10 protein-coding genes are annotated in these 10,561 nt (G+C 69.1%); 1 reads left to right on the forward strand and 9 read right to left on the reverse strand.

The window, feature by feature from the left end; all coding sequences use genetic code 11:
- Entirely contained in the window at positions 1 to 1,023 is a 1,023-nt protein-coding gene (locus VGB75_10760) for a methyltransferase (GenBank protein HEY0167510.1), read from the reverse strand.
- A gap of 175 nt (positions 1,024 to 1,198) precedes the next feature.
- On the opposite strand from VGB75_10760, the gene VGB75_10765 reads away from it, so the two are divergent.
- Complete coding sequence (locus VGB75_10765; protein ID HEY0167511.1) at positions 1,199 to 2,062, forward strand: TauD/TfdA family dioxygenase; 864 nt, start codon at positions 1,199 to 1,201, stop codon at positions 2,060 to 2,062.
- Between the two features lie 64 nt (positions 2,063 to 2,126).
- Here VGB75_10765 and VGB75_10770 read toward each other — a convergent pair whose 3' ends face one another.
- The 8 genes from VGB75_10770 to VGB75_10805 form a co-directional block, all read right to left on the reverse strand.
- Positions 2,127 to 3,050 carry a winged helix-turn-helix domain-containing protein gene (locus VGB75_10770; protein HEY0167512.1) on the reverse strand — a complete coding sequence of 308 codons (924 nt, stop codon included), beginning with the start codon at positions 3,048 to 3,050 and terminating at the stop codon, positions 2,127 to 2,129.
- Between the two features lie 94 nt (positions 3,051 to 3,144).
- Positions 3,145 to 4,317, reverse strand: coding sequence for a cytochrome P450 (locus tag VGB75_10775; GenBank protein ID HEY0167513.1), 1,173 nt, complete (start codon positions 4,315 to 4,317; stop codon positions 3,145 to 3,147).
- On the reverse strand, positions 4,317 to 5,822 hold the full coding sequence (locus VGB75_10780) for a condensation domain-containing protein (protein ID HEY0167514.1): 1,506 nt from the start codon (positions 5,820 to 5,822) through the stop codon (positions 4,317 to 4,319). The genes VGB75_10775 and VGB75_10780 overlap by 1 nt, the downstream gene beginning before the upstream one ends.
- 109 nt (positions 5,823 to 5,931) lie before the next feature.
- Positions 5,932 to 6,891, reverse strand: coding sequence for a transketolase C-terminal domain-containing protein (locus VGB75_10785; GenBank protein HEY0167515.1), 960 nt, complete (start codon positions 6,889 to 6,891; stop codon positions 5,932 to 5,934).
- A gap of 8 nt (positions 6,892 to 6,899) precedes the next feature.
- A complete protein-coding gene (locus VGB75_10790) occupies positions 6,900 to 7,865 on the reverse strand; it encodes a thiamine pyrophosphate-dependent dehydrogenase E1 component subunit alpha (protein ID HEY0167516.1) in 966 nt (321 codons plus the stop codon).
- Complete coding sequence (locus VGB75_10795) at positions 7,865 to 9,112, reverse strand: beta-ketoacyl-[acyl-carrier-protein] synthase family protein (protein HEY0167517.1); 1,248 nt, start codon at positions 9,110 to 9,112, stop codon at positions 7,865 to 7,867. Before VGB75_10795 ends, VGB75_10790 begins: the two co-directional genes overlap by 1 nt.
- A 166-nt stretch (positions 9,113 to 9,278) precedes the next feature.
- Positions 9,279 to 9,539: an acyl carrier protein gene (locus VGB75_10800; protein ID HEY0167518.1), complete on the reverse strand. Its 261-nt coding sequence runs from the start codon at positions 9,537 to 9,539 to the stop codon at positions 9,279 to 9,281.
- 151 nt (positions 9,540 to 9,690) lie between these two features.
- On the reverse strand, positions 9,691 to 10,561 hold an 871-nt coding region (locus VGB75_10805; GenBank protein ID HEY0167519.1), incomplete at its 5' end, for a glycosyltransferase.

Below are 10,561 nucleotides of genomic sequence, written 5' to 3' on the forward strand. Positions count from 1 at the left end.
TCAGCCGGCGATGAACTCCAGCAGCGTGAGGCCGGCGGCTCCGGAGTAGGTGCGGCGCAGCGCCAGGCCGGCGTCGGCCGCCAGCGCGACGTGATCGTCCACCCCGCGCTCGCGGCCGCCGACCGAGACCAGCATGACCAGGTCGTAGGAGGACAGGTGCGCGACGTAGGGCTCGGTGGGCAGCACTTCGACCACGAGCACCCGGCCTTGTGCGCCGGCCGCCTCGGCGCACCGGCGCAGGATCGTCCTCGCGTGCTTATCGCTCCAGTCGGTCAGCGCCCGGGACACCACGTAGACGTCCGCGCCGGCCGGCAGCGGGTTGAAGAAGTCACCAGGCACCCCTTCGGCCCGGTCCGCGACGCCGCACTCGGCGAACCGTCGCGCCGCGGTGGCCACCGGCTCAGGCCGGTCCACCAGCGTGCCGCGCAGGTGGGGATGGGCGAGCAGCAGCTCGGCCAGCAACCCTCCGGAGCCGCCGCCCACATCGGTGACGTGGCCGACCTCGTTCCAGGGGTAGAGCGCGGCCACCTGCGGCGCGGTGAGCCGCTGCTGGCTGAGCATCAGCTCGTCGAAATAAGCCCGCATCTCCGGGTTGGCGTCCAGGTCGGCCCAGAGGTCTCGGCCGTGCACCGTGGCGTAGCTGGGTTCGCCGGTGCGGATGGCGTGCGGCAGGCCGATGAAGGCCAGCTCGGTCCGGGCGCCGTTGCTGTTCAGATCCAGGTAGGCCCCGCGACCGCCGCCGCTGCGGTCGCACAGCAGCTCGCCGACGTCGGTCAGCGCGAACACCTCTGGCGAGGTCTCGGTGAAGACGCCTTTGTGGACCAGGTAGCGCAGCAGCCGGGCGAGCGCGCCCCGGTCGGCTTCGCACGCCTTGGCCAGGTCATCCAGGTGTCGCACGCCTGCCGCGATCTGATCCGGCACTCCCAAGGTGACCGCGGTGCGCACCGCGAACGGTGTCGCAAGGTCGACTAATCGGTCGAGTCGAGAACTCGCGTCATCACTGGCTGAGCTGTCGACCGCCATACTCGACAACGCCTTTCCTCTAAAACCCAAGGCCCGCACGGCGGTCGCCGGCACCGGCGGATTCTGTCAAGGCGCGCACGACCGAGTCAAGGCGGCTGGTGGAGGGCTTCGCGACCTGAGAGGATGCGCAGGCGCACCGATGCCAGTGCGCGCACATGCGGGGAAGGAAGCAACGGTGACCACTTCGATCGAGCCTGAAGTCCGGCTGGTGGCAGGCGCGCTGGGGGCCGAGATCTCCGGCATCGACGTCAACACGTTGACCGACGAGGCTTTCGACCGCATCCACCAGTTGCTGCTCGCGCACCAGGTCGTGTTCATCACCGGTCAGACCGAGCTGGCGCCCGAGGCGCACATCGCGCTCGGCCGGCGCTTCGGCGAGGTCGAGCTGCACCCCTACCTGCCCCGGCTGGAAGGCCACCCGGAGATCGTCATCATCGACTCCGAGGACGGCGGCAAGGTCGACGTCTGGCACACCGACATGACCTTTCACCAGAGCCCGCCCCAGGTGTCGATCCTGCGGCTGCTGCAGGTTCCCGAGACCGGCGGCGACACCATGTTCACCAACCAGTGCCTGGTGTACGAGGAGCTCTCCACCCCGCTGCGCGACTTTCTGGACGGGCTGACCGCGATCCATGTGATCCGGATCGGCAACGAGTTCACCAGCCGCGCCGAGCACCCCGTGGTCCGGGTGCACCCGGAGACCGGCCGCCGATCCCTTTATGTCAACAGGCTGTTCACCTCGCACATCCCGCAGCTGTCACGCAACGAGAGCGACGCGATCCTGGAGTACCTGTTCCGGTTCTCCGAGGGCCCGCAGTTCACCTGCCGCTACCGCTGGCATGCCGGTGACATCGCGATCTGGGACAACCGCGTCACCCAGCACTACGCCGTCAACGACTACCGCGACGTCCGCCGCGGCCAGCGAGTCACCGTGCTGGGCGACCACCCGACCGGCGACCAGCCCAGGTGGGAGCACTACGTCGCCGCGCCCGGTCAGCGTTACTGGCCCGACCGGGTCAACGCGGTCGACAACTACTAGCCGGCTCACCTCGCTTGGCGCGGCAGCATCCATGCCGACCTCGCACGGTGACCCATCGCAGCGATCAAGAACGCAGTCTGTCCTGCATCAGACTCAGCAGATCGAGGTTCCGTTGACGGGTGATCTCAGGATCTACCTCTTGGAGGAACTCCAGCGCATTGAATCCTTCACCTTGTCGCCGGTTCTGCGGGGGCTCCAACCCTTCGATAAGCAAAGCCTCCATTGTGCTTATGAGGCTGTCCACAGCGATGCCAGCGCCCGGCAGCGGACCCAGCGCACCGTCTTCGGCTACAGCGCGAACCCCGAACCAGGAGAACCGGTCCCACCGGCCGGTCAGTCGATCGCGCGTGTGCTCCCACATCCGCACCCCGAGCCGTGCGCCGGTCACCCGGCCTACGTAGACGACACGGCTACCGTCATAAAGCAGATACACCCCAGCCTGACCTGAGAAGTCGACCGGAACTCCTCCGGTTTGCTGTACGCCCAGCAGCCGTGTGGCTGTGCGGTTCCAGTGAACCTCGTCTCGTCGCCAGAACATGCCGAAGGCGTTGATCAACCCCATACTTTGCGCATCGGCTGCAGCGTCGTCCGTGACTTCAGGCGCTACGACCACCGCAGAGCGGGTAGCGGAAACAGTGGCGTTGGATGCCTTGATCGAATTGACCGCGAGTTCACGAAGCGCATAGAGGCCCCGATCTATCCGGATGAACGGAGAATTCGCGCCCTCCCTTTGCAGGGAGAAGGACAGCGTGGCCGAGACTGTCGCAGCGGGAGTGGGCGTGGGCGCCCGAAGGCCCTGATCGAGGATCTCCTGCGCGATCTCTTCGTAACGCATCGGCTCGCCACGCTCCCGGAGCACCCGTTGGACCGCCTCATTCCAAGAAATGTTTCGGCCCATAGTGAGAAGCTCCTCCTTCCAAAATCTTGATGCAGCGCGCGCCGGTTTGCGCCACGAGTAGGGTGCCGCATTTAGGACAGTGTGCCGCATTAGGACTGCCTGCCGCGTTAGGGCTCTTGGCTACGTGAGGTGCGAACGGTAGCGCTCTGTGAGGTTGGAGCGATAGCTCCGCCCCTTCGACTACCTACCAAACCACCGGGAACTCGGCGATGCCGCAGTTGACCCGGTCATGGCGCCAGGGCAACTCCTCCAGCGGTATCGCCGGCGCGAGCGTCGGCAGCCGCCGCAGCACCGTGCCGATCGCCAGCTCGACCTGCATCTTGCCCAGCGCGCTGCCCAGGCAGAAGTGCGGGCCGAACCCGAACGTCAGATGGGGCACGGGCTGCACCCGGTCGATGTCGAAGACATTCGGGTCGGGAAAGAACTTGGGATCGCGGTTTCCCAGCCACGGCAACGCCATCAGGCAGTCACCGGCGCGCAGGGCCACGCCACCCAGCTCCACGTCCTCGGCCACCACCTGCACCCGGAACAGGTTGCTGACCGTGGTGTAACGCAGCACCTCATCAGCGGTCGCCGCCGCCTTGCTCGGGTCGGCCAGCAGCTTGGCCAGCTGCTCCGGATGCTGGAACAGCGCGCGCAGGCCGGTGGCGCTGGAGTTGATCTCGATGCCGCCGACCAGCACTCCCATGGCCAGCTCGATCAGCTCGGTGTCAGTCAGCTGATGCGTGCTCTGGTCTGCCGACCACGCCGACAGCAGGTCATCGCCCGGGGTCTTCCGCTTGACCACCAGCTGCTCGCCGAGATAGACCCGTAGCTCCTGCTGGGCATTCTGGGCATCGGTCGAGCCGTAGGCCATCACCGAGTTCAGGCCCGCGAGCCAGCCGTAGAACCGCCGCCGGTCCTCGGCGGGAACGCCCAGCACCTCGCACACGACCAGCAGCGGCAGCGGGGCCACCAGCGAGCTCACCAGGTCCGCCGGCTGACCGCCGGCGATCATCGCGTCCACGAGCTCGTCGACGATCCGCTGCACCCTCGGCCGGTAGGAGTCCATCCGCCGCGCGGTGAACGGCCGGCTGGCGACCCGTCGCAGGCTGGCGTGCGGCGGGCCGTCCATGTTCAGGTCGCGCGGGCCGCTGGTGTCGGGCAGCCCGGTGGCGCCCAGCGGGATCCGGGAGAACCGAGGATCGGACAGGGCGGTGCAGCAGCTGGCGTAGTCCAACACCAGCCAGGCCTCCCGGCCGTCGGGCAGGATCACCCTGCTGATCGGGTTGGTCTCCAGCATGTCGATCAGCTCGTCAGAGATGTCGCCGGTGAAGGGTTCAAACGGGTAGTGCCGCAGCTCTGAAGCGACGGTCATCAGGATTTACCCACTTCAAGGCCTAGGTCGAGATCGTCGGTCACGGAATCGGAGTAAGCCTGCGGCGCCGCGAGGTCACCGTCAACAGCGTGGTCATCGCCTTCGAGGGCGGCGGCGCTGGAGACGCCGGCCGGCGCCGTCGGGTCGAACGCCGCCGCCACCGCCACCTCCTCCACGCTGCGCATGAACGTCTCGATCTGGGCCTCGGTGAAACAGGCCATGTCGAAGATCAGCTGCAGGAAGACGGTGTCCGGGATGTCCTCCACGGTGATGAACGCCTGCTCGTGCAGGTGGTCCAACGTCCCGTCCCAGGAGATGAACCTCTCCGGCAGCTTGGCCTGGATCTGCTCCGGGGTGACCTGGGCGGCGCGCGCCTGGTCATCCGTCGCGCTCCGGGTGGTCATCCGCCGGTCGTTGATCCGGCAGCTCACCTGCGCCTGATAGCCGCGCTCGGAGTCCAGGCGCGCCATCAGCTCGTTGAGCTGGTCGGGGTCGTAGTAGGCGTGCATGCCGCCGGTGAGCAGCGCCCGCCGGCCGCGCGCGATCACCTCGTCCACCGTGGCGTCGGTGAGGTCGACGGTGACCAGGGAGTTCTGGCTGAGCGGGGCGATGACCTCACCCAGGCCAGGCCGGAATCGGTTGCTCGAGATGACCTTGGCGGTCACAGTGCCGAGGCCGGTGGCCCGCCCGATCGCGGTGGCGATGATGCCGAACAGCACCCGGGAGGTGTCCATTCCGGAGCGCTGGGCGATCGCCAGCACCGCCAGATAGGCGGCCGGCGAGCCGAACCGGGCATGCCAGAAGCGCTTGCCCAGCCTGCCCTCTGGATGAGTCGGCTCGCCGAAGGTCAGTGACGGGATGTCGCGCAGATGCGTTTCCCAGTAGCGCATGGCACGATCGCTGACCTTGCGCGCCTGCGGCGTCTGCTCCCGCTCGGCCAGCTCCATGATCTGCAAGGCGCCGTCGCGGGTGAGCTCGGCCGAGCCGTCCATCCTGAGCTCGGACATCAGGAACTTGATCGCGGTGCCGTCGACGACCAGGTGGTTGAACGCCACCACCCGGTACAGCGCCACGCCTCGATGCCTGATGACCCCCATCCGGACCGGCCAGTCGCGGTAGTGGTCAAAGCGCGTCATCAACCAGTCGTACCAAAGCTGATCGGTGTACTTGGCGACCTCGGCAGGCTCGTCGTCGTCGGCGAAGTCCATCACCTCGACGGCGGCCTCGCCGGAGCCGGCCACCTCTTGGCAGACCTCGCCCTGCGGGTCTGTCGCCAGCCGGACGCGCAGCGCCGGGTGCCGGCTGATGAGCTGGCCCAGCTGCGCCGCCACGCTTTCGACGGTGGCGCCGTCTCCCAGCGCGTGCGCGCCGCTGGCGTTGAGGGTGAAGACGTTCTCCCGCATGTCCTGCAGGATCGCCTTCTGCCCCCAGGTCAGCGGCGCGGCGCCCGACACCGTCGCGGAGAACGGAACCGCGACGCGGCTCTGGACCGGCTGCACGAACATGGACGTATCAGAACAAGACACTGGCATCTCGTCAATCTCCGGGCCGCGGGTCACGGTCGCCGACTGGTGGGTGTTCCGGCTGTCGGGAGGCTATCGAGCACAGCCGCCCTCAGCTCTTGACCACGGCCTCGACCGCGGCCCGCAGTTGCGCACGGCTGGGTTGCACCGCCAGGTCCAGGCCGCGGGCGAAGGGCAGCACCGCGCCGTCGGGCCGGGTGATCCGCTTGGGCGCGGCGATCAACCGCATCTCCTCAGCCGCGGTCGCCAGAATCTCGCCCCCGATGCCACAGGTCCGGTTGGAGTCATCGATCACCACCAGCCGCCCGGTGCGCTCCAGTGAGGCGGCCAGGCCCGCCCAGTCGAACGGGTACAGGGTGCGGGGGTCGAAGACTTCCACCGAGATGACGTCAGCGAGCTCGTCAGCGACCGCGATCGCATCGTGCACGAGGTGTCCGACCGCGACCACCGTCACGTCGGAGCCGTGCCGGTGCAGCCGGCCGACACCCAGCGGCACCGGCCCCAGCGCGTCGAAGTCGACGTCCTCTCGCTGGCCCACCGCTCCGGCCGGCGCGAAGACGATCACCGGGTCGTCGTCGCGGATGGCGGTGAGCAGCAGCCCGTAGGCGTCCGTCGGGGTCGCCGGCACCACCGTCTTGACGCCGACGTGGGCGAACAGGCTGTAGGGGTGGTCTGAATGCTGCCCGGCCCAGCCGGTGCGCGAGCCCGAACTCGGCAGCAGGTAGGTGACCGGGACCTTGAGCTGACCACCGGTCATCAGCGAGAACTTGTGAGCCTGGTTGGCGATCTGCTCGAAGACCAGATAGAGCAGGGACGGTATCTGGAACTCGATCACCGGTCGCGCCCCGGCCATCGCCGCGCCGGTCGCCACGCTGGTGAAGGCCTGTTCCGAGATCGGCATGTCGATGACCCGTTCGGGGCCGAAGCGCTTGAGCAACCCGACGGTGACATTGCTGACCGCCACGCCGATGTCCTCGCCGAACACGCACACCGACGGATCGCGTTCCATCTCCGCACCCAGCGCCCGGTTCAGCCCACGCAGAAAGGACATGTCCGGCATCAGCTGACCCCCGCCCGGCCGCGCATGCCATCGGCGTAGAGGTAGTCCAGCGCTCCGGCCGGATCAGGCTCGGGACTGGCGGCTGTGAACCGCTGGGCCTCGTCCAGCAGCGCCTCGATCTCGGCGTCGATCTCGGCCCGGACCTGCTCGGGCACCCGCGCGCCCTGGATTTCCAATGGATCGCGGATCACCCCGGCGGCGACCTCCTCGGCCGTCCGGTAACGCGGGCGGGCGATGTGCTCCCAGGTGTGATGGGCGTCGAAGCGGTAGGTCAGGCATTCCAGGAACGTCGGGCCGTCTCCGGCCCGGGCCCGGCTGACGGCGGCCGACGCGACGGCCAGCACCAGCTCCGGGTCCATCCCGTCGACCGTCTGGGCCGGGATGCCGAACGCCTCGGCACGACCGGTGATCGACCCGGCAGTCGACTGGCTCACCCGCGTCGAGGTCGCGAAGCCGTTGTTCTCGCAGATGAACAGGACCGGCGCGTGCCACAGCGAGGCCAGGTTCAGCGCTTCGAGCAGCACCCCCTGGTTGACCGCGCCATCGCCGAAGAACGTGACGGCGACCCGGTCGCTGCCGGCGCGGCGCTGCCACCAGGCCGCGCCGGTCGCGATCGCGGCGGCCGCGCCCACGATGGCGTTTGCCCCATAAATACCGACAGTCACGTCGGCGGCGTGCATCGAGCCGCCGCGTCCGCGGTTGAGCCCGGTCTCGCGGCCGGCCAGCTCAGCCAGCATCCGGATCGGATCGGCGCCCTTGGCCAGCACGTGGCCGTGCCCGCGGTGGGTGCTGGTGATGACGTCGTCGGCCCGCAGCGCGCCGCAGACGCCCGCGGCGATCGCCTCCTGGCCGATGTAGGGATGGATGCCGCCGGGGATCATGCCGCTGCGCACCATCTCGATCGCGCGCTCCTCGAACCGGCGGATCAGCCGCACCGTCCGGTAGAGCTCGGCCGAGTCGGCCATCAGGGCGTTGCCTTCGTGCCGGGGTCGGCCAGCACCAGGCTGACGTTGTGACCTCCGAAGCCGAAGGAGTTGGTCAGCACCGCCTGCGCGCCGGCCGGTCGCGGGGCCTTGCGGATGTGGTCGATATCGCCGTCGGAATCGGGGTCTTCCAGGTTGTGGGTCGGCGGCAGCAGCCCGCGCTGCAGCGCCAGGACGCTGATCGCGGCCTCGATCACCCCGGAGGCGCCGAGCATGTGCCCGGTCACGCCCTTGGTCGAGCTCACCGGCGGCGTGCTGTCGCCGTAGACCGCGCGGATCGCCCGCAACTCGGCGGCGTCACCGGCCTTCGTGCTGGTGCCATGGGCGTTGAGGTAACCGATGTCGCCGGGTGCCAGGCCGGCGTCGCGCAGCGCCTTGCTCATGCACTGCGCCGCGGCCGAGCCGTCCGGGCGAGGGGTTGTGGGGTGGTATGCGTCGTTCGTGGCGGCCCAGCCCAGCACGTCGGCGTACCGATCGGCGCCGCGCGCCCGGGCGTGCTCAGGGCGCTCGAGCACCAGCACGCCGGCGCCCTCGCCGAGCACCAGGCCGTTGCGCCGCCGGTCGAAGGGGCGGCTGGCGTCCACCGGATCGGCCCAGCCGTGAGCCAGCGCCCGGGCGTTGCCGAACGCGGCGGCGAACGTCGGGAACAGCGGCGCCTCGCTGCAACCGCACAGCACGATGTCGGCTTCGTCGGCACGCAGGATGCGCATGGCCTCCCCGACTGACTGGGCGCCGGCCGCGCACGCCGTGCCGACCGAGGAGGTGAAGCCCTGGATGCCGAACTTGATGGCGATTCGGGCAGCGCCCATGTTGGGCAGCACGCCGGGCATCAGGTAGGGGCTGACGCCCAACCTGCCCTTGCTGGCGTACTGGATGACCTGTTCCTCCAGCAGCGCCAGGCCGCCCACGCCGGAGACGACGACGGCGATCCGGTCGGGGGCGACATCACGGCCGACCTCGATGCCGGCGTCGGCCAGCGCGGCTTCGGCCGCCCGCAACGCCATCACGATCGAGCGGTCGACGAAACGGGCCTCGGTCGCCGGCAGCACGCTGGTCGCCTCGATCGCGGGGCTGAAGGCGGCGACGTCGAGCAGGCCGTGCAGCGGGTGGTCCGCCGGCGGCCGGACGGCGCCGGAGCGGCCCTCACACGTCGCGTCGAACACCTCGGCGGCCGAGGTCCCCACCGGGCTGACCAGCCCGATTCCGGTGACCGCCATGCTTCTGGCCACGATGTTCCCTTCTGGCCGGTGTGAGCCGGTCACTGCCTCGCGCGAATCTCCCGCTGGGCCGGCAAACGCTGGGCCGGCAAACGCTGGGCCGGCAAACGCTGTGCCGGCAAACGCTGGGCCGGCAAACACTGTGCCGGCAGACGCTGTGCCGGCAGGCCGACTCGGCTCAGGACGCCGAACTGGCCTGGGCGCGGTCGGCTACCAGCTCGGAGAACTCCCCCACCGTCATGCCTGCGAGCATCTCAGCCTCGTCGTCGTTGAACCGAACGCCGTACTCGTCCTCGACCCGCACCGCCAGCTCTGCCAGGGCAAGTGACTGCAGGTCAGCGCCGGCCGGGCCCAGCACCGTGTCATCGTCGATGTCGTCGGTGCTGTAATTCATCTCCTTCAGCGACTGCAGGAGAAACTGGCGGATGCTCTCTTTCATGACCGGCGGTTCCTTTCGGTGGATCGTCCGGGTCGGGCGCCAGGCAGCGCGGGTGGGCCGGATGGTCGCGGGTAGCGGTGACGCTGGCAACCGCCAGCATATCGACCGGACGCTGTCTGTCAGGTGACTGCGCGAATACCCGCCCGCGGTCTCACTGCCCCGGTCCCTGGGCGGCCGGCGCCGGCTGCGCCGGGTCCGAGGCGGCTGCCTGCTGGCACAGGTACTCCGCGCAACCGGGCAGGCCGCGCGCTGTGATGACCTCGTTGAAGGTGAGGAAGTTCAGAGCGCCGCCCAGCGACGGCAGCAGTTTGGTGATCGGCGTGCCGTGCTTCTGCGCGAGGTAGCGGTGCACAGCGCGCGCCTGGACCATGCTGGCGGCCAGGTCCGAGCCATGCGGGTAGTGGATCGAACTGGCCGAGCGGTTGAGGGTGAACCGCACGCCGTCGCAGTGCAGCCGGTACCCGAGGTCGATGTCCTCCCCGCCCCAGCTGCGGATCTGCTCGTCGAACCCTCCGACCGACCTCAGCCGGTCCGTCGGCGCTGAGACGTTGCAGGTCCAGTAGACGATCCAGGGCGCGGGCAACCGGACCAGGTCATCGCCGTGCCTGGCGTAGAAGGGCTCGCGGACGTCGAGCCATCGCCCGGTGCGGCGCATCAGCTCGATGCTGGCGTCAGGATCGGAGAAGTCCAGGGTTCGGACCATCTCCTGCGCCTCAGAGCCCTCCCGCCCCCAGCCGTAGACGTAGCCGAGGACCGCGACCGGGCCGTCGGCTTGCCGGTGGCTGTCCAGATGCGCCCGCAGGCAGCCCGAACCAAGCACCACCCCCGAGTCCACGAAGACGCACACCTCGCCGACGGCGTGGGCGATCCCGACATTGCGAGCCTGCGCCACCCGCCAACCCTCATCAGGCTGGAAGAAATACCGCACATCCAGGCGATCCCGATACCCCCGCGCCAGCTCAGCCGTCCCGTCGCTGGAGCCGTCATCGACCACCAGCACCTCGAAAGCGTCCCTGCCCAGG

Origin of the sequence: Jatrophihabitans sp. (assembly GCA_036399055.1) — a bacterium.
In the GTDB taxonomy this organism is placed as follows: Bacteria; Actinomycetota; Actinomycetes; order Mycobacteriales; family Jatrophihabitantaceae; genus Jatrophihabitans_A.